Raw genomic sequence first — 24,452 nt, 5'->3', positions numbered from 1 at the left:
TCCCACCGCGACCAGTGGCATGAGCGGACGTGAGCGCACGACCAGCGGCATGAGAGTGCGTGCAGGCCTGTCGTCGTGGTCTGTGCATCTGGATGCCGGCCGGCGCCTGCCTCGTCGTTGAGGGCGGACGCTGGAGATGTCTGTACCGGGAACTCCACGGCTGGGCCAACGCGTCGTTGGTCTCAACCAGGTGTGGAGGTCGTTGTGGCGTGGGTGGAGCAGTGTGGCGACAGGTCGTGGCGCGTGAGGTATCGACGGCAAGGTTTCGGTGTTCGTTCGGTGTCCGGATTCGGCTCGCGGCATGATGCTGCGGGTTACGCTGCCGGGTTGGAGGTGGATCGGCGTCGGCGGGTGTGGATCGATCCGGCGGACAGTGCGGTCACGGTGGCGGAGTGGACAGGGCGGTGGTTCCGGTCGCTGGATCTGGATCCGCGGACGATCGAGGGCTACCGGAGCCGGTTGCGGTGTCACATCCTGCCGAAGTTCGGCCACCTGCCGTTGGGCGCGATCACGGCGCTGGGTGTGACCGAGTGGGCTCGAGAGTTGGAGCGGGCCGGGTACGCCCCGTCGACGGTGAGCTCGCAGCTGAACCTTCTGTCGATGCTGTTGACCGATGTGTCCGATGAGCGGCTGATTCCGTTCAATCCGGTGCGTCGGCGGAGGCGTCGTGGTCGGCGGTCGCGGCGGGCGGTGGGGGAGCGGGTGTGGGCGACGCCGGAGCAGGTGGTGGGGATCGCCGAGCAGGCCGGTCTGCTCGGCGGGCCGACCGCGCGGCTGTTGGTGATCACCGCGGCGTGGACCGGGTGTCGTTGGGGCGAGCTGGCCGGTCTACATCGGGACAACGTCGATCTCCGACGAGGCGTGATCGTGATTGATCCGCTGGTGGGGACATTGCACGAGTCGGGGTCGATGCGCTGGCTGGGGCCGCCGAAGACCCGGGCCTCGGCTCGGACGATCGCGTTGCCGCCGTTCCTGGTCGCGTTGTTGCGTGAGCATCTCGTGCGGCACAGGTATGGGTTCGTGTTCACGACGCCGAGCGGGACGTGGTTGTGGCGCTCGACGTTCCTGCGGCGGGTCTTCCGTCCCGCGGTCGACGGCAGCGAGGCGTCCGGGGCGAAGGCGGGCTGTGCGGCGGTCCGGCCCGGGTTGACCTTTCACGGGCTGCGGCACAGTCACAAGACGTGGCTGATCGCCGGCGTCGCACCGGAGATCGCCCAGGCCCGCCGGCTCGGTCACCACCTGGACAACCGGGTCATCGAGACCTACTCCCACGTCGCCCCGGAGGTCGAGCAGCGGCTGCTCGACGATCTTGAGCGCCGCTGGCGCACGGCGGTGCCACTGCCGCCGACACCGTCACCGAGTGTGGTCGACGGTCGGCGGGTGGCGTCGGTTGTCCCCCTCTTCGCCACGGTGGGGGTTACCCGCCGGGCGAGCCGGGGAGCAGCGGGAACACCGCGCCGACGCCGGACCGGGGCTGGGGTGGTGCTCCAGTTTTGCCCCAGCAGGGGCACAAGATCACGCCGTAAGCCGATCACCGAAGTCGAACTCGGAACGCAGAAAACCCCTCCGACCAGCCACAACGGCTGGAACGAAGGGGTTCGTTGCGATGTGGAGCTAAGGGGACTCGAACCCCTGACCCCCTCACTGCCAGTGAGGTGGGCAGGGTCTCCTGACCTGCGGTTTTGGCGAATCCGCAGGTCGGCTGGGGCAGTCTGGGGCAGCTGAGCGCACTTCGGCGCGGTTGTGCGCGGTTCGAGGAGGGGGTTTGCCCCAGCTATGCCCCAGTAAAAATGGTGAGAGAAGCGTCCGACGGCCATGACGTTGCGTTCTGCCCGCTTCATCTGCATCACCCGTCAGGATGATATCCAGCTAGCGTCTGAAACGTCGATGAACGGATCGCCAGTAGCCGCCAAAGGACGGTCGCCGGCGTTGAAGGTGCGGGTTCGTGCCTCGTCGGGGGCACCACGCAGACCATCATCTCCTGATCGGCCCCGCCTGACCGGCACGCTGGTCATCGAGGCCACGTACGACCTCTCGGCGAAGCGCGGGAGGCGGTGATGGGCTCTTCGGCAGGCGTGAGCAGGTTCGTCACCATGATGATGGGCATCGTCATCGGGCTGACCTTCCTCTTCGGTTTCGGCAACGTTCTGGCCTTGGCGTTGCGGATCGGTGTTCCTGCCTACGTCGCTCCGCTGGTGGCTCCCGCGTTGGACCTGACGGTGCTCGGTCTGCTGGTGGGCACCAGGCACCTGGCGGTGTCCGGAGCCTCGGAGGAGGTGTTGAGGCCAGCGCGCCGACTCCTCTTGGCTGCCAGTGCCGCAACGCTGGCCTTGAACGTTGCCGATCCCATCTGTGCAGGTCAGTGGGGCAAGGCGAGTTTCGACGCGGTTGGGCCGCTGCTGCTCATCGGTTGGGCGGAGGTGGGACCCGAACTACTTCGAAGCCTGCACGCCGTCGATGGCGCGGCCGGGCAGCGCGCAGACTGCGACGTCTTGGTGTCTACGCGCGAAGCAGATCTGCATCGTACGGTCGAGGCCGACCAGCAGTCGTCGGACTACACGACGGCCGCAGGGGGCGAAGCCAAACTTGAACGCGCAAGAAGCCTCAACCGCGAGCACTGGAATCTTCATCGGCGTCCGATTTCAGCCGAGACCCTTCGTCGTGAACTCGGAGTAGGAGCGAGCGCCGCAAGGAAGCTGTGCGCGACCGTTCGGCCTGAAATGAATGAAGCCGTGGCTCCCTCCGAGAGATGCCGGGAGAAGGCGCCCGACTGGAACGAACAGCCTGCGCGAGGTTGATCGTGAGCTAGAAGTGCGAAGTCGGGTCCCGTCCCGGACGACGAGAATCACCGTTCTGGACAGGCGTGGAGCGTTGCATCGAACTCCCGTTCGAGGTACGAAGGCGACGGTAGTGCCCCGCCGGTGTCTGATGGCCATGTCATAGGGTGGCTGGCTGCCAGGAGGAGAGCGATGAGCGCCCGATCGAGTATCGAGTGGACCGAGACGACGTGGAACCCGACCACGGGTTGCGACAGAGTGTCTGCGGGCTGTGATAACTGCTACGCCCTTACCCTGGCGAAGCGGTTGAAGGCCATGGGGTCAAGCAAGTACCAGGTCGATGGTGACCCGCGTACCAGCGGCCCGGGATTTGGCGTGGCCACTCACGCTGCAACGCTGGCTGAACCTTTCCGCTGGAGAAATTCTCGAATCGTCTTCGTGAACTCGATGAGCGATCTTTTTCATGCGCGCGTACCCGTCAGCTTCATTAGGCAAGTGTTCGATGTCATGGCGGCTACTCCGCAGCATACCTATCAGATTCTGACGAAGCGCACGGTGAGACTGCGGCGACTCGCTGACAGTCTGCCGTGGCCGGACAATGTTTGGATTGGTACTTCGGTCGAGAGTGGAGAAGTTCGATCGAGGATAACCGACCTGGCGATGATTCCCGCCGCGGTTCGTTTCCTGTCATGTGAACCATTGATCGATGCTTTGCCGGTAATGGATCTGCGGAGCATTGACTGGGTTATCGTTGGTGGAGAGTCCGGTCCTCACGCTCGTCCGGTTGCGGAGGAATGGATCGTAGACATCCGCGATCAGTGTCTTCGGGCTCGAGTTCCGTTCTTCTTCAAGCAGTGGGGCGGGCGTACACCGAAGGCTGGAGGTCGACTTCTCGACGGGCGAACATGGGACGAAATGCCTCGTCGGATTGCCGCCTAGTCATCAGGCGGACCGTTGTGAGCCGAAGGGAGGGCGGGTCGGCTCCGGCGTGTAGAGCCTGGTGCTGATCATCGGAACCTGCGGCGCCCGCACGTCTGTCGGTTGAATTTCGAATAGCCCGTCGGCACCTTGTGCTGCGTCTCGTTCGGCTTGTCTCGATACCCGCCGTCGCGCTAGTGCGTGTTGCCGCATGGCTTCGTGCTGGTCGATCGCCTTCCCGTACAGGTGCCTCATGATCTTGTCGCCGGCGTCATGATCGGATGCGAAAATCATGTGGTAGAGCTCCTGGCCGCCGGTGTTCTTCATGGTGAAGGGGTGAGTGGCTCGATAACCGAGTTCGGTCTCTAGGCGCCACCGCATCAGGTTGAGGAGTTCCAAACGCATTTCGGTTGCGTCCAGAAGGCCGTCGCGACGCGCTCGTATGATAGGTACCCACTCTTCGGAGCCGAACATCGCGGTCAATCGATCTCCGAACTTGGCGTCCATGTGGTTCTGGCCGACCTGTAGTCCCCTTGGGAGGAAACTGGTCCCGAATAGAATCCACATCTCAGCTTTGGTTACCGATCGTCCGCGCTTGAACTGGGCTATCTGGGTCAGTGTCGACCAGTGTACTTCTGCGGCGAACTGGTCGACGAACGCGAACGTGGGAGCCCAGCGAATTGGTGTCAACTCTTGCAGCGCGGACGTGATGGTGTCGTTGCAATCTCCTGGGTAGACGTGTAGGCCCTGGTGGTTGGGGTACTTTTGCCGAACTGCTGCCTCGAGCCGTGCTGCCTTGGATGGAAGCTCGAATAGGCATACCTTGGTGAAAGGAGGAGTGGCTGCTAGTGCGCGATGGATCGATCCGAGGATCTCTTCGTTGGTCTCTCGGCTGGTGTTCTCGGGCCAGCCAGCGAAGAGGTCCAGATAGATGCGCTGGTCGACGCGCGACGAAGCGGTCGCAAAGGCCTGCAGGTAGTCACCCAGGATCTGCAGCTTGTGCTGCGTCCACCATCCCCAAGGTTTCGGCGTCACGATGCCTCCGTGTGGGTTCCCGCACCTGCCTTCGACAGTAGGAGACACGACCCATGAATACCGAGTTTGACCAGGACAATTAGGCTGAACGTGTCTCGCAAAATCACCCACATGCAGTACATGTGCGGCGCCGTGGCCGGGCTCTAAGGCCAGTTCCTGGCCCCCTGGCCCCCTGACCCGTAGCCAGCCGTTCGCGAGGCGCGACTTCCTGAGCTTGCCTGGCAGGCCGAGCCGGCCATACAGGTAACGTTCCGCGACGAGCCACCGACTGTGGTGCCGTGACGAACTCCGGCAACGGGAGCAAGAAGTGGTACTTCGTACTAGGCGGGATCATCGCCAGCTTGGTTGCCTTTCTGAACGGTGTCTTCGACCTCGGCGATCACATCTTCGGTGACAGCAGCGCCGATGCGGAAGCGCCTGCCGCCAGCTCGGCGGCTCCGGGCACGGCGGTCGCGTCGAGCAGCGTTGTCTCCTCCGCGCAGCCTGATGAGCCCGTAGCATCGACCAAGCCCATTTCCGCCGGAACAGTAGAACAGCAACCGGAGACATCCCCTGCTTCGCACGCTAGGCGGTCTGGTCCTGCTTGGTACAACCTGACTGCCTACAAAGCTGTCTCGTTCGGCAACGGCCACAGCTCAGTCCCGTCGATCACCATTGGCAATTCGTCCTTTCCGAACAGCATCAAGGGCTACTACCAGTCTTCGGCGTCGGACCCGAACGATCGGCGTACATGGCTGACCGCAGGATCTTGTGATCAGCTTTCGGTGTGGGTCGGCAAGGACGCCGCTTCGTCGGGGAAGGGCGGAACAGGCCACTTCAGCGTCCAGGCCGAGGCTGCGGAGATCGCTGGCGCGGACGCGACGCTGCAGGACCCGCCACAGCAGCTCGTTGTGAATATTGCCGGAGTGAGCCGACTGACTTTGTTCGATACCAAGGCGAGTCAGGATGCCAACAACGCGTGGGGCAGCCCGAAGGTGCGCTGTACCGCACCTCCCGGCGAACCTCACTAACCGGCAATCGAGCTGAGCGCCACGAAGGCGGCCTTAGGTCTTCCAGGACACGCGGCAGCTTTCGGCGACAAGGTCGAGCTTCATGGCCTCCAGGTCCTCGGTGAGGTCGGAGTGGGCGTTCACCATGGACGCGAAGCCTGCTGTGCCGGCTCCCCGCGATGTGCGGCCTCGGCGTCCCGGTCCTGCTGGGCGTCAGCCGCAAGTCGTTCATCGGCGCGGTCACGGGCCGCGACGTCGAAGACCGGCTGCCGGGCTCCTTGGCCCTGATCGCCCCGGCCTGGTCCGCGGGCGTGGACATCATCCGAGTGCACGACGTACCGCAGACCTGCGACACCATCACGATGCTCGAGGCCGCGTGGGGAAGTCTGTGACTTATTGACTGGCGTGACTCGGCCCGGGATTCGGCGCGCGGGACGTGCATCCCTGAGCAGTGGCGAGTCATGCCGTCCGCATGGGCAGAGGTCCACGCCGCGAGCGGCTAAAGTTCAGGCAAGAAGTCGACGGAGCGAGCACGCGGGAGTTCGTCAGGCGCGAAGAAGCCGACCCGATCAACGCCCGTGACCGCAACGGCCAGCCGATCCGCACGCTAGAGAATCGCCGCAAGTGGCGCGAGGAGTCCGAACGGCTCGCGAAGTGGTTCTCTGAGCTTCACCCAGCAACGCAGAAGAAGGTGACGGTGTTCGTCGTCCGATGCCCCGCGAAGGGATGCCTCCTCGGCCGGGTGTTCCGGCGGGGAAACCCGCAGACAGGGGTTCGGTACGTCTGGCTGGGAGATCCTGCCCCTGGCCGAGATGCGGCAGCCGTCGTCCATTGGGCTTGGGACGGCGGTCGCGGCTCGAAGGACTTTCTGGTCGCGAGCTGCCGGCACGGAACGGGACGCATTCAGGTCGGGTTGCTGATGGACATGGCCGAGGCCCTCGATTTCCCGCCGCCCTCGTCGCCAGCCGAAGACTGGCTGCTCCACTACGGGGAGGCTGTTCAACGCGGCTACGCCCGCCAGACGATCATCGTGCCGGATGCAGAGTGGACTGCGCATCCGTGACGGTAGCGCCGGATCGGGTATTCTGACCGGTACAACCCAAGACCGTTTGCTCGAGCTACAGCAGGCCCGCCGGGCCGTAGGCGTCTGAGCGCCCCAGTCACCACAGGAGAGCGCCGGCCGTAGCCGCTTGGAGATGAGCGCCAGGACCATCCCCTGGAGGGTCCTGCAAGCATGCTCATGAACGTTTTGACCGTCGTGGCATCCGCCGTACCGAGTTTGACGGTACCGGCCTTCGGCTTCTTGAGGTACCGCGCCTACTTGAAGACGGTCAGGCACATCGTCGACGTTCTTGGCGGTGACGGCCTCAAGATGATCGACACGGTAACTCCGCCGTCGAGTCTGGCCACGCAGCTGCCGTTACGCAAAAACGACGTGCAACCTGGCTAGGGGCGGAGCGCCGGGGCGGCGTTCGCGATCGACGCCCCGGCTTGGCGAAATTACAGATCGAGGTGACGCATCACGGCGTCGACCAGGCTCCGCACGAGTCCTGCGATAAGCCCGCTGACCGCGACGCGAAGCAGGGGACGGGGTTCGTGGTTGCGGTTTCGAAACATGGTGCTCCTGTTGCTGGATCGACTGCCCGGCGGCGGCGGGGCCCGCACCCCCTCGGGTGCTCACCTGATCGATATTCGCGCTTGCCGCCCCTCGCCGCAACGTCCGCTAAGCACCATAGGAGCTGGCAGAGATGGTCATCCAAGCGGAGGACTACGCAAAGTGTGCGGCTCAACCTGACCATCTGAGCGGTATGCTCTACGATCTGAGCGGCTCTTTCGAGGGGCGGAACTGGGTAGATAGTTCAGTCCTAGATCCCCTGACCGCGTTACCCCCTGACAGCTTGTAGGGCCGCTGAGATGGTCGATGAATTCTGGGAGGCTCCGTGGGATCGGTGACCGTCACCGCGAAGAAGCTGCTGGACGAGGCAGTCAAGAGATCTGGTCGCCGTAGCACCGTCCAGCTGGTTGAGGGCTTCGCGAGGGTGCAGAGCCGAGACGACACGTCGACAGGTTTGTCTCGGCTCTTCGGCATGGGAGAAGTGCCGTTGAAGATCTATCTGACACTGGTAATGCTGACTCGTAAGTCACCGCACGTGATGTACAAAATCGCGCCGGACCACTATTGGGCGGAACTTCTCGGCTACGAGGAACTGAACGAAGCAGATCCGATTCCTGGTAGCGGAACGCGGCGGGTCAAGCGGGCAATGGCCGCGTTGGCTGCCGCAGATGCCGCGGGAGTTCATTGGATCTCGCGAGAGAAGATCCGTGGCCGGGGATGGCAAATCGAGGTTACGCATCCGCCGGGTGAGCACAGGGCGCCCTGGATCACGCTCCCGTTAGAGCTGTGGTCGCACGGCTGGATCAACGTCATGTCTGCCCGTGCCTTGTACGTTTACCTCGGCCTGCGTCTGGTACTTGCCGGTAGGCCCGATGACCATGGGGTGCACGTATCCTCTTGGGATCGTGATCGATTGTTGATCAAAGATGACACCTGGCAGCGAGGAGTCAATGAGTTGAAAGAATTGAAGCTCGTTCGCTGCGATGTCGCTCGAGTTGCTGTGGATCGATGGTCGGCGGATCTGCGAAAGCGTCAGGTCTACTTCTTGAATAACTTGTACCTGAAGGATAATGAAAGTCCACTTGAGCCTGTCACGAAAAAGTGACTTGAGTAAGTGGGTTTGCCTAGCCGGCTATCGGGCACTAGCGCTTGCCCGCGCGGCGGCTGCCGACGTTGTAGCCCCACAACCGCACCGGCCGCGACGCGGACGGGCTGGTGGGCACAGTGGCGCCGTCCGGGCGATCTGGATGCAGGTCCGGCAGGTCGTCTTCGACCTGACCGCGGCGTTCGAGCTGAGCGGTCGATGCTGACGACGTTAGGATTCAGGCCGGCGTCCTAGTCGGCCGTGAGCGGCGGGAGGGCGGCCTGCGCGACGACCTGTCGCATACGCGCCAGCAACTCCGGTGAGTGGCCGGGATCGCCCCAGAGTGCCGAGGTGCTGGTGTCCCAGAGCCTCCCGGGCATCGTCGTCGGTGTGAGCATCACCCCGACAGTGCAGTGCTCCCATTCTTCGACCGCGACGCTGAAGTCGCAGTGCAGCAGGTGGGTGCGGATGGCCAGCGCGTCCTTCGCGATCTCCGACAAGTCGGAGGCGACCATGAACAGCAACGGCGTGAACTCGCCGGGGTTGGGGATAACGGTCCTGCTGTGGCTGAGCGTTCCCTCTCCGTCGTGTGCCGCGGCGGAGGCGAAGAACCGGAGCAGGGTGGCGCCGAGTTCGGTCCGCTGCTCGACCGGCATCCCGTCGATCGCGGCGAGCATGAGCAGCCGATCCGGCTCCTGCTCGGCGGGCACCGTGGTCTTGGCGATGTCTTCCATGAGCATGCGGAACAGCAGGTGCTTGGGGTGGTCGTCGTGGCCGGCAGGCTCCAGTGGAGCCCGGGAGGAAGAGGCGGCTGACGACGGTGTCGCGCCCGCCAGCGCCGCCACCGACGGATGCACTGGGTCAGGATCGGCGGCGATGTCGGCGAGGGCGTACTCGTGGTACCGGCGAGGCTCGTCGCCGAGCTCGACGATGTCGCCGCCGCTGGCCGCGCGCAGGAGGTAGGCGAGCACGAACCGTGTCGAGCGGAGGTGGTCGAACAGGAACTCCCAGTCCCGGCGCAGCAGCACGACCGAGGGCACCTCGGTGGGAGCCGAAGGAGGCAGAAAGCCATTCGGTGGATCGGCGTGGTCGACGATGACCACGGTCAGCCAGGTGTAGTCCTTGCCGTCCACCGGAACCGTTCGGCCGCGGGCATTGGTCATGGTCGCGCTGGTGAGCTTCAGCTGGCGCACGGTGCCGCTGCCCTGCTTCAGGCCCTTGTCGACGTTCTTGCGGAGCCAGGACAGCTCGCGTTCGACGTTGTCGGTGGGTTCGGTGCGGCTCTTGGCCTGGATGACGGCCGCGTGATCGCCGACGAGCAGCAGCCCGTCGCCGAGCTCGCGCACGCCGGAGCCGACGCGCTGCTGCTCAGGCAGGAAGACGAAGTCCGGCAGGCCCCAGGTCGCGGCGGCGTCGCGGATGGCGTCTTCGGCCGCGTGACCCTGAGTGTCGGCCTCCGGCAACGGCGAGGCGTCCGGGATGCGGCGGATCGCGGTGCCGGCTTCGGTTTCGATCACCAGCGTGAGTGACTCGGACATGCTGCCTCCCTTCCGCCGTCCAGGAAGGCATCGCACCACGAGCTCGCCGGAACCCGCTACCGGATTCTCGTCGCGCACGGGCAGTCTGGCAGCACAGGCGGCGCTACGGCTGCGCGGCTGGCGGAGGCTGGCCGCTGCCGATGACGATCGCGTCGTGCTCGGTCACGCGGTTCTTCCCGTTACCTGCGATAGGTGTCGAAATCGGGAGGCTTGAGACCGGGGTCAGCCGATACGATGTTCCGCTGACCGGCACCGCGCCGAGAACGGGACCGACTATGCGCTACCACGAGCCAGTCAGCAAAGCGCTCAAAGCTGCCGCCGACCTGACCGCCCTGATCCAGGCCGACTTCGACCTCGCGCGAGGTGGCTGCGCGTGGTGGCACAGCTACGGCCTCGACATCGACGCTGTCACCGGAATCATGGACTACCTCTACGGCCTGGTCTCGGGCGTCAGAGAGAACCTCCGCATCGGAGCGATTCACCTCTACGACCTGCGCCAATGTCGGTTCAGCGACGACCGCTGGACCATTGAGCAATTCAAGAGTGGCGCTGGCCGGAGTCGAAGCCTCGTCCGCGGCGACCAAGAAGCACGCCGCGAAGCGCGGATCGATGCGCACACCGCTGGCGTTCTGCGAGCAGCCGGATCCGCGCTGGACAACCTGGCTGGCATTGTCGTCGCGGTCGGCGGGTTCGACACGGAGCTCGTGAAGGCCGACCTCGGCAAGCTGCTCCCGTTGACCGACGGGCCGGACTACCCCGGACCGGACGTCCGAGGGCAGCTCAAGCTGCAGAAGCGGAAGGTTCTCGACCCGACCGACAAGCAGGGAGTCCTCCTCCGCGCTGTCAGGTCCTCGCTGCAGTACGCCGGCCCCGAAGGATGGCTTGACTGGACGCGATGGAGCCGCAACGACCGTGTTCATCGCGGCGCTCGCATCACGGTCAACTACATCCACAAAGACAAGATCGCTCGCCCCTTGCCAAGGCAGCCGGACTACCCCGAGGCGCACGCCTACCGGACAGCCCGCGACCCCCACAAACTCTTCCTGGAAGAAGACGCACTCGACACGCTCGCCGGCATCGTTGATTCCCTGAACAGTGCGATCGTCGGCAGCTTCCTTGCCTGTGAAGCGCTCTGGACCTACCGGCGGGACCACCCGGACCAGATCGTTCAACCGGCAGGCCAGTGGTCGAACAAACCTCCTCGTGATGTGGCGTTCAACGGCTACCAGCCCGGCTCGGCAACCCTCCCCAAGGACTCCGTTGCGCTGGTTTCGCCGGAGACGGGCGCCCGCTTCCAGGCGAGCCGGTTACTGGACGGTCAAAGCCCGACCAGGTGACGTCCCGAATGTTCTTCGTGGCCAGTGGCGGCGACGCGGCCGAACAGACGGCCAGCTCGGTGAAGGTGAAAGCCGGCACGACCGATTCGGTACCGGGGCTGACATCGTCAGCCCCGCTACGTCGCTGCGGCCGACAAGGAGCATCGAGCGGTCGGGTGTTGCGTGCTCAAGCCGGATGCTCGATCACGATTCTCTTGTCGTAGTGAGGACGCAGTCACCACAGATCGGGCCGTTGTGGTCGGGTGCCGCCCGGTAGATCAGACAGCAGCTGCGTCTGCGGAAATGTCCATCCTGGACAGTGCTGGTTCCAGCCAGGGGACGCTGGGCCAGCACCGCAGAGGCGGTCGCCCTGATTGTGGTCGCTTGCGTGGGTCTGCCGGCGGTGAGCATGCGAGCCGAGCCGTTGACCGCCGATGCCACATTGCCCCAGAGGATCTGTTCCGATAGCGAGAACTTAGCGGCCGCTTCGCCGATCATCCGGATCACGCCGTCGATTACCTGCTCGACGAGGAGAACAGCGATGTTCCCGGCGCGGTCGGTGGCCGAGTCCCGGATTGAGAGCGGGACCGCACCGCCGTCGACCGGCTGCCACCACGTGTCGGCGAGGTCGAGGACCGCGCCCGTCTCGAGCGCGTACGCGAATGCCGGGGAGAAGAGCCGCGCGACGATTCCGAGGTGGGTAACCGATGCCGCCACCCGTAGCTCGACCGCGTCATCGGGACGTCCCGCCGCGAGCAAGTGTCGAACGCGGTCGACGCGGTCGCGGAGAACGGGACCGCCTTGCACGAGCTCGTCCAGCGGACGCCACGGGGCTTGCGGGGTGGCGCCCGCCGGATGGGTCTCGACGGCGAAGAACGGGCCGAGGTCGGTGAGCAGGGCGGTCACGCGTCGGCCGGCGCCTGCTCCCGCCGCGACGCACCGGAAAGCACGCGCTCGGCGAGCGGCCCGAACGCCAGGCCGATCGTCGCCCAGAGGATCAGCTGGGCCAGCACTGAGTAGAGGCGGAAGTCGAACAGCGTGTCCGCGGGGAAACCCGGGTACACGATCTGCCCGGCCGGGTTCTTCAGCGGCAGCGGGGTTTCCGTGCCCTGGCTGCCGTACTCGTTGACGTTCGCCGCGAGGTGCCCGAGCGGCGGCAGGACCGCCATCAGCACGCCCATGACGACAACGAATGCCGCGGCCGCGACGAGCGTCGCGTTCCACGTGCCGAGGCGGGCGCTCAGGCGCTTGCCCAGCCGGACCGCGCCGGTGAGGAACAGGATCGAGGCCGCGACCATGGTCAGGTACAGGCCACCGCGGGCGCCGATGGTCTCCGGGTGCCCGATCGACGGCGGGTTCGCCGGGTACTTCAGGAACGGAACCAGGTACAGCGCGAGGAACCCGGCGGCCGCGACGAGCAAGGCGAGCACTCGCGGGCGGACGCGGCCGGTGCGGCCGAGCGAGACCGTGTAGACGACAGAGAACAGCGCGCCCATCGCGACGCCGAACAGGATCATCCCGATCCCGATGCCGAGGTTGGCCTGGATCGCGCGGCTGAAGACTTCCGGGCCCTCGGATTCGACGGGCAGCCCGGCGGCCTGGTTGAGTGCCGCTTCGGCTTCGCCGCGGCCCGATTCGTAGTCGATCGCCGACTGGATCAGGGGTTCGGCGAAGATCCGTGCGAACACGAACGCGAGCAGACCGCCGAGTGCGCCGACGAGGATTCCGCGCAGGACGAGTTTCTTTTCCATATCCGGTTGTCCGTTCCGAGGGCGCTCAGTGGCAGGGGAAACCGAGGAAGTGGCGCGCGTCGTGGACGAACTCGTGCACGTGCGTGTCGTCGCCGAACAGGGACGTGGCGCCCTGGTCGATGCCGATGAAGTAGTAGATCAGCAACGCGGCGAGCACGGTCAAGCCGAGCCACAGCACGGCTTTGGACACCGGCAGAACGACCGGGGTCGAGCCTGAGTCGGCGGGAATGCTGGTCACCAGGGCCTCCTTCGGGGATGTTCGCGTCCCTCGTTCGCTGGGGCGGGTGACGGTTCCTCGACCTGACTCGCCCATCTCAGGCACGATGGGCACACAGTGGCGCGACCGCGCCGGATTCTCACCGGCTTCGGGAAACCGTCACGCGGGGATGACGGTACGTGCCGGACGCGAGCAGCGTCAATTGCCTGGTCAGCGGTCAGATTGTCTGGAAGGGGCCAGATGTTCTTTTTGCCGGACGAGACAGGTCGATCATGGTGACGGGTCCGGCGCCGCGCCGGATGACGTTCAAAGGGGCCGAGGTGATCGTGCTCGAGCCGGAGGTCTACGCCCAGCTGGACGCGAGCCGCCGTCAGCTCGGAGCGAAAATGCACCAGGTGGGTTCGCTCAAGCGGCAGTTGCAGACGGCCGTGGAGCTGCTGGATCTCCTGGATCACCAGGTGGAGGAGATGCCGGGCTGTGATCGATCGGAGCCCGGTGACGGCGCATGTTGTCCGAAGCACGCGCTGGCGGTCCTGCTGGCGGGTCGTGCCGCTCAGTCGGTGCGAGACGGCGCCCGGTCCGGGCGGGGCAACCGGCGGGCGGGACCGACGGGCTGAATTGCCCTGTGGGGCGGATCACCGAAACGGATCGACGGACCCTGACGACACCCCAGATGTCAAGCCGACGTGAGATTTGCCGTTCCCGTCCGGCTGACCAGGTGTTACTGTCGTTTCGTTTGGCCAGTACAACTTCATGATTTTTCTGCCCGTGGCAGGGGAAGCCGGTCGAAGTCCGGCGCTGTCGCGCAACCGTAGGTCACCTCTGGGTGACGAGTCGGGTTACCGCCTCGGGCAGGTGTTGTCGAACCGCTGTCGCGTAAGCAGTGAGTGACGCCCGGCCTTGGGGCCGGTCTCTCTCGCGGTGCGCGCCGGCGTCTGGGGAGAGGAAAGATCAGGTGGCCGGCAAGCGGTTCAGGCCCGTCGCGGCCTTGGCGTCCGCCATCGTCGTGTTCGCCGTGGGCTCGGTGACCCCGGCGTTCGCCGGTGATGTCGCTGCTTCGAAACCCACTTCGACGTGGCTCGCCGCGCAGCTCTCGCCCGAGGGAACCCTGCAGAACCCGCTCGGCGGTGACCTGCCTGACCACGGACTGATGATCGACACCCTGGTCGCGATGTACGCCTCGGGCGACGGCGCCCTGGCCTCGCCGATCGTGAAATACCTCGACGACGACCATCACGCGACCGACTACTACACGTGGGACGGCCTGGTCCCGGGCCAGGGTTACGACGCGATCATCACCGGCGGTGCCGCGGCGAAGGTGCTGGTCGCGGCGGAGATCGCCGGGCGAGATCCGCGCAACTTCGGCGGGCACGACATGGTCGCCGAGACCCTGGGCACGATCGCCCGCTCGGGCGTGGACAAGGGCCGGGTCAGCGACTACTCGAAGAACCCCGACTTCAAGGACTTCGTCAGCAACAACGCCAACATGTTCGGCCAGGCCCTGGCCGTGATCGGGCTGGCCGGCGCCGGCCTGACCGACCGGCTCGCGATCGACACGATGCTGAAGCAGCAGTGCTCCGACGGCTACTTCCGGATCTTCTTCGGACTCGTCCCGACGACCGAGACCGGTGACCAGGTCACGCCGGACGGCCACAAGATCTCGACCTGTGACGAGGGCAAGCCGTTCGACCAGTCGTCGCCGGACGGCGACACCACCGGTATCGCGCTTTCGGCGATGATCGCCGCCCGCGACGCCGGGGCGGCAGACCTCGATGCACCCATCACCAAGGCCGTCAAGTGGCTGAAAGCGCACCAGACCGCGACGGGTGGCTGGGGTGGCGGCGTCGGCACCGAGGCGGCCAACACCAACAGCACCGGCCTGATCCTGCAGGCCCTCGCGGACGCCGGGTGCGTGGATGCAGCGATGACCTCGGGGACGGCGTTCCTCAAGTCCGCGCAGGTGACGGCGGCCGATGCGGGCACCCCGCTCGCGGACCAGCTCGGCGCGATCGCCTACACCCCGGCCGAGTACCAAGCGGCGCGAACGAACGGGATCGGCGGGCTCGACACCTGGATCCGCGCGAGTGCCCAGGCCTCGCTCGGCCTGTCCCAGGTCGGGTTCCGCGACCTCACCCTGCGACGCGCCCCCGTCGCGAAGCAGCCTGACCCAGGCTGCCTTCCGCCGCCACCGCCGCCGCCCGGCGAAAAGCCTCCGGCGACGGGCAGCCCTGCCGCGACTCCGACGGTCAGCAAGAAGGCCGGCACCCCGGCGGTGCGGCCCGGTTCGCCGCGCGGCACCGTGGTGACGCCCGCCGACGCGCCCGCGCAGGTCGCCGGGCCGACCCCGGCCGACCGGCTCGGCGGCTACCTCGCCGGGCGGCTGGTGGACGGCGACCACGTCGAGGTCAGCCAGGACGGCAAGACGTTCGTCGACTACGACCTCACCGCCGACCTCGTGCTCGCCCTGCGCACCCTGGGGCAGCAGCCGGACGCCGTGGCCCGCGCCTCGCGGTTCCTGCTGAACCCGGACTCGATCAAGGCTTACGCGCACGGCGCTCCCTACGAAACGGCCGCAGCCTCCTACGCCGAGCCCCTCTCCAAGCTGCAGACCATCGCGCGGTTCCTCGAAACCGGTGGGCAGGCCCTGGACGACCTCGCGCCGGTCACCGCCCAGCTGACCCAGGACCTCGCCGCGTTGCGGACCCCGGCCGGCGAGTTCACCGACACCGGCGAATTCGCCGACGGAACGCGGTCCCTTCAGCGGCAAGCGTGGGCGGCCTTGGCGACCACCGGGGGTTCCGACCGCGCCGCCGCGAAGGCCGCGACCGACGCACTGGTCACCCACCAATGCGCCGACGGGCTCTTCCCCGTTGCGATCGCGGCAGAACCGTGCGCCGCCGGCGACCTGGCCGCGACCGCCGTCGCAGTCCAGGCGTTGAACGCCGAACCGCGCACGGCCAGCACACCGGTAAGCGCTGCGGCGGGGATGCAGGACAACGTGACACCGGTCGGCTGGACGTCCGAGCACCGGCGCGCCCTCGAGTCCGCCGCCACGGCTCTGACCGCACGTACCCAAGCGGACGGCATGATCACCGGCGCGGACGGGCAGCCGGACCCCGCACTGACCGCGGCCGTCGCCGGGGGCCGCCAGGCGGCCGGGCTCGACGCGAGCAAGGCCGCGCAGGCGCTCGGCGCGCTGGTGCTGGCCGACGGCGGGCTGCCGAAGGAACCGGGCGGGCCGAGCGACCCCGGCGCGAGCATCGCGTCGGCGCCCGGGATCGCCGGCCGGACCTGGCTCGACGCGGACGGCTCCCCGCTCGCCACGGCGGCGCGGCTGCCCCTGACCGATCAGCCGCTCGCCGCCGCCGGGCACGTGCCCGCGATCGCACCGTCGGCCACGACCATCTCCCCGTTCTGGCTGGCGGCCCGGTTCTCCGGCGCGGCGCTTGTCCTCGTTTTCGCGCTGGCCTTGGGCCTGCGTCACCTCGTCAACCGCACATCACGCACCAGGGGGTAACACCATGAGACGTATTCCTTCACTGCTGGCCGGGCTCGCCGTCCTGGCCGGGCTTGTCGTCACCTCGGCGACGCCCGCGTCGGCGGTCGATCCGACCAAGGGCTACAGCGGCATCTGCACCGGCAACGACGCGCTCACCGGCGTCACCGTCGTCATCGACTTCCAGGAGCTCGACGGCAACGGCGGCACCGCCGCCCCGACGATCACCCGCTGCTCGCCCAACGCCACGCCCGGCACCGACCGCACCGGTATCAAGGCCCTGCAGGACGCCGGGATCGCCGTCGCCGGTGTCGCGCAGTGGGGCCTGGGGTTCGTGTGCCGGCTGGAGGGCCGGCCTTCGGCGACCGAGTCGATCCCCGTCACCGGCAACCCGACCTACAAGGAAGCCTGCGTGCGCACGCCGCCGGCCGCCGCGTATTGGTCGTACTGGAACGCCACCGGCGCGACCACGACCTGGACCTACAGCAGCTACGGCGCGCTCAATCGCAACGTCGTCCCGGGCGGTTTCGAGGGCTGGTCGTTCTCGCTCAACCGGTCCGCGAGCACGAACCCGGTGCCGCGGGTGACCCCGCTCAACCCGGCGGTGAACGCGAGCAACCCGACCGTGAGCCTGTCGGTCGACGACCTGGACCACAAGATCACCCTCGGCCAGAGCACCACCCTGACCTGGACGTCCACCAATTCCACCACGCTCACCGCGCAGTCGGTCTCACCGGCCACCGGCGGCGGCTCCTGGTCCGGCGCGCTGGCGGTCCCGGGCGGGACGAAGACGATCACGCCGACGGCGGCGGGCACCTACACCTACACGATCAAGGCGACCGGGACCGGCGGCACGGTCTACTCGACCGCGTCGCTGACGGTGCAGTGATCCGACGCGCAGCCGGCGTCGCGGCGGCCACCGTCCTGGTGGCCGCCCTGACGCCGGGTACGGCCCATGCCATCGACCAGAGCAAGGGCAAGCCCGGCTTCTGCGCCGACGGCACCGGCGTCACCGTGGTGATCGATTTCCAGCAGCTCGGCGGCACGACGATCGTCCGGTGCGACCCGCAGACCGGGCGCGGCACGGGCCTGGACGCGCTGAAGAACGCCGGGTTCCAGATCGCCGGCGTGCAGCGCTGGGGCGAGGCGTTCATCTGCCGGATCGAGAACCGCCCGTCCGCGGTCGAAGAGATCCCGGTCAAAGGCAACGAGCACTACCAAGAGACCTGCGTCGACACCCCGCCCGCCGCGGGCTACTGGTCGTACTGGCACGCCGGGAACAACTGCGCGTGGGAGTACAGCCAGTGGGGTGTGAAGAACCGCGACTTCACCACCGGCGGGTTCGAGGGCTGGTCGTTTTCCCTCAACGCGACCGCCGACAGCAATCCGGTCCCGCGGATCGCCCCCGTCCGGCCCGGCACCGCCGGTGAGGGCTGCACGACCGCGGCCGAGCCGGCGCCGAGTTCGAATGATGTGAACGAAAAGCAGCCCGGCAGCGCCGCCAGCGGCAAGACGGGCGGCACGACCGCAGCGCCGGGAGCGCCGTCCGCGGAAGCACCGGCCACCACGCCGGGCGCGCCGAACGCGGGTCCGGCGAACAGCCGCGCGCTGCCACCGCCGAAGCCGCGGCCGGGCGGAGGCGCGCAGGGCGCACCCGACCCCGCGAAAAACGTCGCGTTCACCGGCGGCGAGCAGGCACCGGACGTCAACCAGGCGATCAAGGAACAGGCGGGGGCGAGTGACTACGCGCCCTGGGTGGCCGGCGCCGCCGTCGTGCTGCTGGCTGCCGCTGCGTGGTTCACCGCGCGACGACGCAAGCGCGCCCGGGAAGGGTGATGTCCGGGACGTACTTCCTGCCCCGTGACCTGCATCCGATGGCGTGGTGGGGGTGGGCGCTCGGGCTCGCGGTCGCGGCGAGCCGGACGACGAACCCATGGCTGCTGCTGACGATCTGCGCGGTGCTCTGCTACGTCGTGATCGCGCGGCGAGCAGACGCGCCGTGGGCGATGGCGTTCCGGATGTACGCTTACCTCGCCGCCGTGATCATCGGCGTTCGGGTGTTCTTCCGGATCGTCTTCGGCGGCGCCGAAGGCTCGACGATCATCCTGCGCCTGCCGGAGATCCCGCTGCCCGCCTGGGCGGCGGGCATCCGGCTGCTCGGCGACGTCTCCGCGGAATCGGTGCTCGGCGGGCTCTACGACGGCCTCCGCTTGGCCACGATGGTGCTGTGCCTCGGCGCCGCCAACGCCCTCGCCAACCCGAAGCGACTCCTCAAGGCGATGCCACCCGCGCTGTACGAGATCGGGACTGCGGTGATCGTCGCGCTGTCGGTGTTCCCGCAGCTGGCCGAGAGCGTCCAGCGCGTGCACCGCGCTCGGAAACTCCGCGGCGGCGCGAAGGGACGGCGGTTCCGCGCGCTGCACGCGGTGATCATCCCGGTCCTGGAGGACGCCCTCGGCCGGTCGTTGCAGTTGGCGTCCTCAATGGACTCCCGCGGTTACGGCCGAGCTGGTGCAGTGCAGGCCCGGGCGCGGCTGCTCACCGGAACCTTGATGATCGCCGGATTGATCGGCATCTGCGTCGGGATCTACGCCACGCTCGACGGTTCGACGCCGCGTTTTCTGGCCACGCCTTTCCTGGTGGTGGGGCTGGTGTTCGGCTTGATCGGCTTCCGGACCGCCGGAACACGGGTCCGGCGTAGCCGCTACCGGCCCGACCGCTGGCACCTCGCCGAGTTCGTGACCGCGGTGAGCGGGATCGGGGTGGCCGTGGCGCTGTTCGCGACGTCCAGTGTGGACCCGACGAACCTCAACCCCTCGCTGAGCACGCTGTCCTGGCCTTTGTTGTCCTGGACTCCGCTCGCCGGCGTGCTCCTCGGCGTCCTGCCCGCCTTCCTGACCCCGCCGCCCGCCCTGCCGTTCGAGACCGAGCAGGTGCCCGAACCCGAGAAGGTTCCCGCATGATCGAGCTGGACCGCGTGTCCTTCTGGTACCACGGGCAGCCCGAGCCCGTCCTCGCCGACGTGTCGTTGTCGATCGGGGAAGGCGAGCTGGTGCTCGTGGCGGGGCGGACCGGCTCGGGCAAGTCGACGCTGCTCGGCACGTTCAACGGCCTGGTTCCGCACTTCACCGGCGGTCACCTCGAAGGCACGGTGTCGGTCGAAGGCGTCACCACCCGGGACCGGCCGCCGCGGGAGTTCGCGCACCTCGTCGGCGTAGTCGGGCAGGACCCCCTGGCGGGATTCGTCACCGACGTCGTCGAGGACGAGCTGGCCTATGGGATGGAGCAGCTCGGCTTGGCGCCGCAGGTGATGCGCCGCCGCGTGGAGGAAACCCTGGACCTGCTGGGTATCGCGGAGCTGCGTCGCCGCCCGCTGAGGACCCTGTCGGGCGGGCAGCAGCAGCGGGTCGCGGTGGGTTCGGTGCTGACCATGCATCCGAAGGTTCTCGTGCTCGACGAGCCGACCTCGGCGCTCGACCCGATCGCCGCCGAGGAAGTCCTCGCCACCCTCGCGCGGCTGGTGCAGGACCTCGGCACCACCGTCGTGCTGGCCGAGCACCGGATGGAACGGGTGATCCCGTTCGCCGACCGGATGCTCTACGTCCCGGGCGACGGCAGCGTCGTCGACGGAACTCCGCCGGAGATCCTGCGGACGTCGCCGATCGCGCCACCGATCGTGCGACTCGGACGGCTGGCCGGGTGGGACCCGTTGCCGATGTCGGTGCGCGACGCCCGGCGCAAAGCCGGCCCGCTTCGCGACAGCCTCCTGCCGACCACAGCCGAGCCGCACCTCGAGCCCGCGGAACCGGTACTGGCGAGTTCGGGTGTCGTCGTGCGTTACGGGCCCGTAGTGGCGGTCCGGGGAATCAACCTGGACCTGCGGCCCGGCGAAGTCGTGGCGATGATGGGCCGCAACGGCTCCGGGAAGTCGTCGCTGCTGTGGGCGCTGCAGGGCTCCGGCCCGCGCCAAGGCGGCAAGGTCCGCGCCGGCGGCGTCGATCCGGGGGAGCTGCCGAGCGCGAAGGCACGTAAGGTCGTCGGGCTCGTTCCCCAGACCGCGAGCGACCTGCTCTACCTCGAATCCGTGGCCGCCGAGTGCGCCGCCGCGGACGCCGAGTCGGGTGCCGATCCGGGCTCGTGCCGAGGCCTGCTTGATCGGCTGGCGCCAGGCATCGACGGCGGCAAGCATCCGCGGGATCTGTCGGAAGGGCAGCGGCTGGCGCTGGTGCTGGCGGTGCAGCTGTCGGCGTCGCCGTCGATCATGCTGCTCGACGAACCCACCCGTGGCCTCGACTACACGGCGAAGGCCGCGCTGGCGGGGATGGTCGCCGGTATGGCGGCCGAGGGGCGCGCGGTGGTCGTCGCGACTCACGACGTCGAGTTCGTCGCGACCGTCGCGGCGCGGGTCGTGGTCATGGCCGAGGGCGAAGTCGTCACCGATGGCCCGACCGCCGAGGTCCTCGGCGGCTCGCCCGCGTTCGCGACCCAGGTCGCCAAGATCCTCGGCCCGGGCTGGCTCACCGTCGATGACGTCGCGGCCGCGCTGCCCCAGGCCGTCCGGTGACCCGCCTGCGCCAGTGGGGACGCGCCGATCAGGCGGTGCGCGTCGGGCCGCGGTCGGCGGTCGTGCTGGGGCTGGCGTCGCTGGCCGGGCTGATGATGTTCGTCTGGCCGCTGCTGGTGCGGGTCGAACCGCAGAGCATGCAGCACGGGCCGGACGCACCGTTCATCTTCTTCGGCATCCTGCCGATCCTGATCGCCATCGTGCTCGCCGAACTGTCTGAAGGCGGCATGGACGCGAAAGCGCTAGCGATGCTGGGCGTGCTCTCCGCGGTCAACGCCGCACTACGGCCGCTCGGCGCGGGAACGGCCGGGATCGAGACGGTCTTCTTCATGCTCGTGCTTGCCGGACGAGTCTTCGGCGCCGGGTTCGGCTTCGTCCTCGGCTGCACGTCGCTGTTCGCCTCCGCGCTGCTGACCGCCGGGGTCGGGCCGTGGCTGCCGTTCCAGATGCTGTGCTCGGCGTGGATCGGCATGGGCGCGGGTCTGTTGCCGCGCAAAGTCACCGGCAAGGCCGAGATCGCGATGCTGGTCGGCTACGGGATCGTCGTGGCCTATCTGTTCGGGTTCCTGATGAACCTGTGGTTCTGGCCGTTCATCACCGGTGCCGAAGTCCCGTACTACGCCGGGCACATCTCCTACGTGGCCGGGGATCCGGTGTGGGAGAACCTGCACCGCTTCGCCGTCTTCACGCTGCTGACCTCGACGGCGGGCTGGGACACCGGCCGGGCGATCACCAACACCGCGGCGATCCTCGTACTCGGCCCCGCGGTGCTCGCCACCCTGCGGCGGGCGTCGCGCAAAGCCTCTTACGGCGTCGCACCGAGCTTCGCCGAACTCCCGATGGAAAGGCAGAAACAGTGAAACTGCGCCACCTCACGGCCGTGCTGGCCACGGTCACCTCCGCTGCACTCGTCGTCCCGGCAACGGCATCCGCGACCACCCCGGCCAAGCAGAGCGCCGATGTCGCCGCCGGCTGGCTCGCCAGACAGCTGGTCGACGGGGATCACCTCGTCACCGTCTTAGGCGGCGTGGCCTACCCGGACACCGGCCTGACCATCGACGGCATCCTCGCCTTCGCCTCGGTCGGCGTCGCGGACACCGCCGCGGGCCGCGCGACCACCTACGTGGCCACGAACCTGGCCGGCTACATCGGCGACGGCGTCACCGAGTCCTACGCGGGCGCGACCGCCAAGGCCGCGCTCGCCGCGGAAGTCCGGGGTCAGAACCCGGCGTCGTTCGGTGGTACCGACCTGCCGACGCGCCTGCGTGCCCTGCTGACGCCGTCCGGCCGGTTCTCCGACAAGTCGGCCTTCGGCGACTTCAGCAACGCCTTCTCCCAGTCCCTCGCGATCCTCGCGCTCGACCGCACACCGGGCCACGCGCCCGCGTCGGCGGTGAACTTCCTGGCCGGCACGCAGTGCGCGGACGGCGGCTTCCCTCTGGATCTGGCGGCGACGCCGTGCGTGAGCGACACCGACTCGACGGCGATGGCGGTCCAGGCGCTGCAGGCGACCGGGCGGATCGGCAAGTCCCAGCAGGGCCTGACCTGGCTGGCGGGCAAGCAGCAGGCGAACGGCGGGATCTCGGTCGGCACCGGTGACCCGGCGGTCGCGCCGAACGCCAACACGACCGGCCTGGCCGGCCAGGCGTTCCGCGCGGGCCTGCGGCTCGCGGCGGCCCAGAAGGCCAAGACGTTCCTCACCGGCCTGAAGGTCGGCTGCGCGGGTGTCCCGGCGAACCGCGGCGCGATCGCCTACGACGCCACTGGCTACAACGCCGACACCGTCGTCCGCGCGACCACCCAGGGGGTCCTCGGCCTCGGCGGCCGTGGGCTGGCCCAGCTGACCTCGGCGGGCTCGTCGGCCGCGGAGCCGACGCTGACCTGCCCGTGAACCCGGGGGAGCCCGGCGCCGGCCGGCGCTGGGCTCCCACGCGAACTTCGACAAAGGGGGATGCTGTGAAACGTAAACTGACCGTGGCCGGCCTGGTGATGGCCGGCCTGCTGACCGCCGGAACGGCGTCGGCCGGCGAACACCAGGCAGCGTCCGAAGCCGCCGGCTGGCTCGCGAAGCAGCTCACTGCGGACGGCACCCTGGAGAACCCGTTCGGCGGGCCGCTGCCTGACTACGGCCTGATGATCGACACGCTCTTCGCCCTGCACGCCGCGGGTCACGACGCACAGGCCGCACCGATCGCGACCTACCTCGACGAGAAACGGCACGCGACCGACTACTACACCTGGGACGCGTTGGTCCCCAACCAGGGCTACGACGCGATCATCACCGCCGGGGCGACCGCGAAGGTACTGGTCGCGGCGGAGGTGTCGGGGCACAACCCGCGGGCCTTCGGCGGGCACGACATGGTCGCCGAGACCAAGGCCACGATCCCGCGCTCGGGCCCGGACAAGGGCCGGGTCAGCGACTACTCGAAGAACCCTGACTTCCAGGACATGGTCAGCAACAACGCCAACATGTTCGGCCAGGCGCTCGCGGTGATCGGGCTGGCCGGCGTCGGCGAGAACGATCGCCTCGCCCTCGACACGATGCTGACCCAGCAATGCTCGGAAGGTTACTTCCGGATCTTCTTCGCCCACGACCCCACCGGGCAGCGGATCGCGACTTGCGATGAAGGCAAGGCGACCGGGGCTTCGGCGCCGGACAACGACACCACCGGGCTGGCGCTCTCGGCGCTGCTCGCGGCCCGTGATGCCGGGGCCACCGGGCTCGGTGCGCCGATCGCGCGCGCGGTGTCGTGGCTGAAAGCCCATCAGACGGCGAGTGGTGGCTGGGGTGGCGGGGTCGGCACCGAAGCCGCGAACACCAACAGCACCGGCCTGGTCGTGCAGGCCCTAGCCGACGCGGGCGGGGCGGGTCAAGCGGTCAGCCGCGGAACCGCGTACCTCAAGTCTGCGCAGGTGAATCGGAAAGCGGATGCCGGCAACGCACTGCGCGACCAGATCGGGGCGATCGCCTACACCCCGGAGGAGTACGTGGCCGCGAGGGAGAGCGGGATCGGCTCGGTGGACACGTGGATCCGGGCCGGTGCGCAGGCGACGCTCGGGCTGGCCCAGGTTGGTTTCCACGACCTGACGCGGAATTGCATCCGGCACCCGTGAGCTTCCGGCCGCTGGACCACCGCCCGGTCTGGCGGCCG

23 protein-coding genes and 2 riboswitches are annotated in these 24,452 nt (G+C 67.9%); of the genes, 18 read left to right on the top strand and 5 right to left on the bottom strand.

Annotated elements, in window-relative coordinates; all coding sequences use genetic code 11:
* The first annotated feature begins 333 nt into the window (after positions 1-333).
* The 3 genes from AB0C38_RS11505 (at position 334) to AB0C38_RS11495 (ending at position 3,716) form a co-directional block, all read left to right on the top strand.
* On the top strand, positions 334-1,725 hold the full coding sequence (locus tag AB0C38_RS11505) for a tyrosine-type recombinase/integrase (protein ID WP_360670979.1): 1,392 nt from the start codon (positions 334-336) through the stop codon (positions 1,723-1,725).
* 350 nt (positions 1,726-2,075) lie between these two features.
* On the top strand, positions 2,076-2,798 hold the full coding sequence (locus AB0C38_RS11500) for a hypothetical protein (RefSeq protein WP_360670367.1): 723 nt from the start codon (positions 2,076-2,078) through the stop codon (positions 2,796-2,798).
* A 171-nt stretch (positions 2,799-2,969) separates the two neighbouring features.
* The gene (locus AB0C38_RS11495) at positions 2,970-3,716 is read left to right on the top strand and encodes a phage Gp37/Gp68 family protein (protein ID WP_360670364.1); all 747 of its coding nucleotides are present in this window, start codon (positions 2,970-2,972) and stop codon (positions 3,714-3,716) included.
* Between the two features lie 3 nt (positions 3,717-3,719).
* On the opposite strand, the gene AB0C38_RS11490 is transcribed toward AB0C38_RS11495, so the two are convergent.
* Positions 3,720-4,730: a three-Cys-motif partner protein TcmP gene (locus tag AB0C38_RS11490; protein WP_360670362.1), complete on the bottom strand. Its 1,011-nt coding sequence runs from the start codon at positions 4,728-4,730 to the stop codon at positions 3,720-3,722.
* Positions 4,731-5,008: 278 nt separating this feature from the next.
* Here AB0C38_RS11490 and AB0C38_RS11485 point away from each other — a divergent pair, with 278 nt between their 5' ends.
* From AB0C38_RS11485 to AB0C38_RS11465, 5 genes are all read left to right on the top strand, one after another.
* Complete coding sequence (locus tag AB0C38_RS11485) at positions 5,009-5,740, top strand: NPCBM/NEW2 domain-containing protein (protein WP_360670359.1); 732 nt, start codon at positions 5,009-5,011, stop codon at positions 5,738-5,740.
* A 158-nt stretch (positions 5,741-5,898) separates the two neighbouring features.
* Positions 5,899-6,111 carry a dihydropteroate synthase gene (locus tag AB0C38_RS11480; protein ID WP_360670356.1) on the top strand — a complete coding sequence of 71 codons (213 nt, stop codon included), beginning with the start codon at positions 5,899-5,901 and terminating at the stop codon, positions 6,109-6,111.
* An 80-nt stretch (positions 6,112-6,191) separates the two neighbouring features.
* Positions 6,192-6,782 carry a hypothetical protein gene (locus tag AB0C38_RS11475; RefSeq protein WP_360670353.1) on the top strand — a complete coding sequence of 197 codons (591 nt, stop codon included), beginning with the start codon at positions 6,192-6,194 and terminating at the stop codon, positions 6,780-6,782.
* A 177-nt stretch (positions 6,783-6,959) separates the two neighbouring features.
* Positions 6,960-7,169: a hypothetical protein gene (locus tag AB0C38_RS11470; RefSeq protein ID WP_360670350.1), complete on the top strand. Its 210-nt coding sequence runs from the start codon at positions 6,960-6,962 to the stop codon at positions 7,167-7,169.
* A gap of 499 nt (positions 7,170-7,668) precedes the next feature.
* Complete coding sequence (locus tag AB0C38_RS11465; RefSeq protein WP_360670348.1) at positions 7,669-8,439, top strand: hypothetical protein; 771 nt, start codon at positions 7,669-7,671, stop codon at positions 8,437-8,439.
* 230 nt (positions 8,440-8,669) lie between these two features.
* Here AB0C38_RS11465 and AB0C38_RS11460 read toward each other — a convergent pair whose 3' ends face one another.
* Positions 8,670-9,956 (bottom strand): hypothetical protein, encoded by a 1,287-nt coding sequence (locus AB0C38_RS11460; RefSeq protein WP_360670345.1) that lies wholly within the window; start codon positions 9,954-9,956, stop codon positions 8,670-8,672.
* A 275-nt stretch (positions 9,957-10,231) separates the two neighbouring features.
* Between AB0C38_RS11460 and AB0C38_RS11455 the strand changes: the two genes are divergently transcribed.
* The gene (locus tag AB0C38_RS11455) at positions 10,232-11,293 is read left to right on the top strand and encodes a hypothetical protein (protein WP_360670342.1); all 1,062 of its coding nucleotides are present in this window, start codon (positions 10,232-10,234) and stop codon (positions 11,291-11,293) included.
* A gap of 183 nt (positions 11,294-11,476) precedes the next feature.
* Here the strand turns inward: AB0C38_RS11455 and AB0C38_RS11450 are convergent, their stop codons facing one another.
* From AB0C38_RS11450 to AB0C38_RS11440, 3 genes are read right to left on the bottom strand one after another with little or no spacing between them, the layout of a single operon-like run.
* A complete protein-coding gene (locus AB0C38_RS11450) occupies positions 11,477-12,178 on the bottom strand; it encodes a (2Fe-2S)-binding protein (RefSeq protein WP_360670339.1) in 702 nt (233 codons plus the stop codon).
* Complete coding sequence (locus AB0C38_RS11445; protein ID WP_360670336.1) at positions 12,175-13,023, bottom strand: CbtA family protein; 849 nt, start codon at positions 13,021-13,023, stop codon at positions 12,175-12,177. Before AB0C38_RS11445 ends, AB0C38_RS11450 begins: the two co-directional genes overlap by 4 nt.
* Positions 13,024-13,048: 25 nt before the next feature.
* The gene (locus AB0C38_RS11440) at positions 13,049-13,261 is read right to left on the bottom strand and encodes a CbtB-domain containing protein (protein WP_360670333.1); all 213 of its coding nucleotides are present in this window, start codon (positions 13,259-13,261) and stop codon (positions 13,049-13,051) included.
* Positions 13,262-13,322: 61 nt separating this feature from the next.
* A riboswitch (cobalamin riboswitch) is annotated at positions 13,323-13,387 on the bottom strand.
* A 32-nt stretch (positions 13,388-13,419) separates the two neighbouring features.
* Between AB0C38_RS11440 and AB0C38_RS11435 the strand changes: the two genes are divergently transcribed.
* The 9 genes from AB0C38_RS11435 to AB0C38_RS11395 all read left to right on the top strand — a co-directional run bounded on the left by AB0C38_RS11435 (position 13,420) and on the right by AB0C38_RS11395 (position 24,414).
* Positions 13,420-13,857: a hypothetical protein gene (locus tag AB0C38_RS11435; RefSeq protein WP_360670330.1), complete on the top strand. Its 438-nt coding sequence runs from the start codon at positions 13,420-13,422 to the stop codon at positions 13,855-13,857.
* Positions 13,858-13,988: 131 nt separating this feature from the next.
* Positions 13,989-14,136: riboswitch (adenosylcobalamin (AdoCbl) riboswitch) on the top strand.
* 59 nt (positions 14,137-14,195) lie between these two features.
* Entirely contained in the window at positions 14,196-16,757 is a 2,562-nt protein-coding gene (locus AB0C38_RS11430) for a hypothetical protein (RefSeq protein WP_360670327.1), read from the top strand.
* 4 nt (positions 16,758-16,761) lie between these two features.
* Positions 16,762-17,625 (top strand): ABC transporter substrate-binding protein, encoded by an 864-nt coding sequence (locus tag AB0C38_RS11425; protein WP_360670324.1) that lies wholly within the window; start codon positions 16,762-16,764, stop codon positions 17,623-17,625.
* Positions 17,622-18,572, top strand: a complete 951-nt coding sequence (locus tag AB0C38_RS11420) for an ABC transporter substrate-binding protein (RefSeq protein ID WP_360670321.1) — start codon at positions 17,622-17,624, stop codon at positions 18,570-18,572. The genes AB0C38_RS11425 and AB0C38_RS11420 overlap by 4 nt, the downstream gene beginning before the upstream one ends.
* The gene (locus AB0C38_RS11415) at positions 18,572-19,699 is read left to right on the top strand and encodes an energy-coupling factor transporter transmembrane component T (RefSeq protein ID WP_360670319.1); all 1,128 of its coding nucleotides are present in this window, start codon (positions 18,572-18,574) and stop codon (positions 19,697-19,699) included. Before AB0C38_RS11420 ends, AB0C38_RS11415 begins: the two co-directional genes overlap by 1 nt.
* Complete coding sequence (locus tag AB0C38_RS11410) at positions 19,696-21,300, top strand: ATP-binding cassette domain-containing protein (protein WP_360670316.1); 1,605 nt, start codon at positions 19,696-19,698, stop codon at positions 21,298-21,300. Before AB0C38_RS11415 ends, AB0C38_RS11410 begins: the two co-directional genes overlap by 4 nt.
* A 5-nt stretch (positions 21,301-21,305) precedes the next feature.
* Positions 21,306-22,160, top strand: coding sequence for an ECF transporter S component (locus AB0C38_RS11405; protein WP_360670976.1), 855 nt, complete (start codon positions 21,306-21,308; stop codon positions 22,158-22,160).
* Entirely contained in the window at positions 22,157-23,191 is a 1,035-nt protein-coding gene (locus tag AB0C38_RS11400) for a prenyltransferase/squalene oxidase repeat-containing protein (RefSeq protein ID WP_360670313.1), read from the top strand. Before AB0C38_RS11405 ends, AB0C38_RS11400 begins: the two co-directional genes overlap by 4 nt.
* A gap of 65 nt (positions 23,192-23,256) precedes the next feature.
* A complete protein-coding gene (locus AB0C38_RS11395) occupies positions 23,257-24,414 on the top strand; it encodes a hypothetical protein (protein ID WP_360670311.1) in 1,158 nt (385 codons plus the stop codon).
* Positions 24,415-24,452: the final 38 nt, after the last annotated feature.

This window comes from Amycolatopsis sp. NPDC048633, from assembly GCF_040650695.1.
Classification (GTDB): Bacteria; Actinomycetota; Actinomycetes; order Mycobacteriales; family Pseudonocardiaceae; genus Amycolatopsis.
Note: the sequence above shows the minus strand (reverse complement) of the source record. Positions and strands in the feature narration are given on the sequence as shown.

What these genes read in the sequence shown, in the direction of transcription:
- AB0C38_RS11495 (WP_360670364.1), top strand. Translation starts at nt 2,970, where the DNA reads ATGAGCGCCCGATCGAGTATCGAGTGGACCGAGACGACGTGGAACCCG.
- AB0C38_RS11480 (WP_360670356.1), top strand. Translation starts at nt 5,899, where the DNA reads ATGTGCGGCCTCGGCGTCCCGGTCCTGCTGGGCGTCAGCCGCAAGTCG.
- AB0C38_RS11475 (WP_360670353.1), top strand. Translation starts at nt 6,192, where the DNA reads ATGGGCAGAGGTCCACGCCGCGAGCGGCTAAAGTTCAGGCAAGAAGTC.
- AB0C38_RS11470 (WP_360670350.1), top strand. Translation starts at nt 6,960, where the DNA reads ATGAACGTTTTGACCGTCGTGGCATCCGCCGTACCGAGTTTGACGGTA.
- AB0C38_RS11460 (WP_360670345.1), bottom strand. Translation starts at nt 9,956, where the DNA reads ATGTCCGAGTCACTCACGCTGGTGATCGAAACCGAAGCCGGCACCGCG.
- AB0C38_RS11455 (WP_360670342.1), top strand. Translation starts at nt 10,232, where the DNA reads ATGCGCTACCACGAGCCAGTCAGCAAAGCGCTCAAAGCTGCCGCCGAC.
- AB0C38_RS11445 (WP_360670336.1), bottom strand. Translation starts at nt 13,023, where the DNA reads ATGGAAAAGAAACTCGTCCTGCGCGGAATCCTCGTCGGCGCACTCGGC.
- AB0C38_RS11425 (WP_360670324.1), top strand. Translation starts at nt 16,762, where the DNA reads ATGAGACGTATTCCTTCACTGCTGGCCGGGCTCGCCGTCCTGGCCGGG.
- AB0C38_RS11415 (WP_360670319.1), top strand. Translation starts at nt 18,572, where the DNA reads ATGTCCGGGACGTACTTCCTGCCCCGTGACCTGCATCCGATGGCGTGG.
- AB0C38_RS11410 (WP_360670316.1), top strand. Translation starts at nt 19,696, where the DNA reads ATGATCGAGCTGGACCGCGTGTCCTTCTGGTACCACGGGCAGCCCGAG.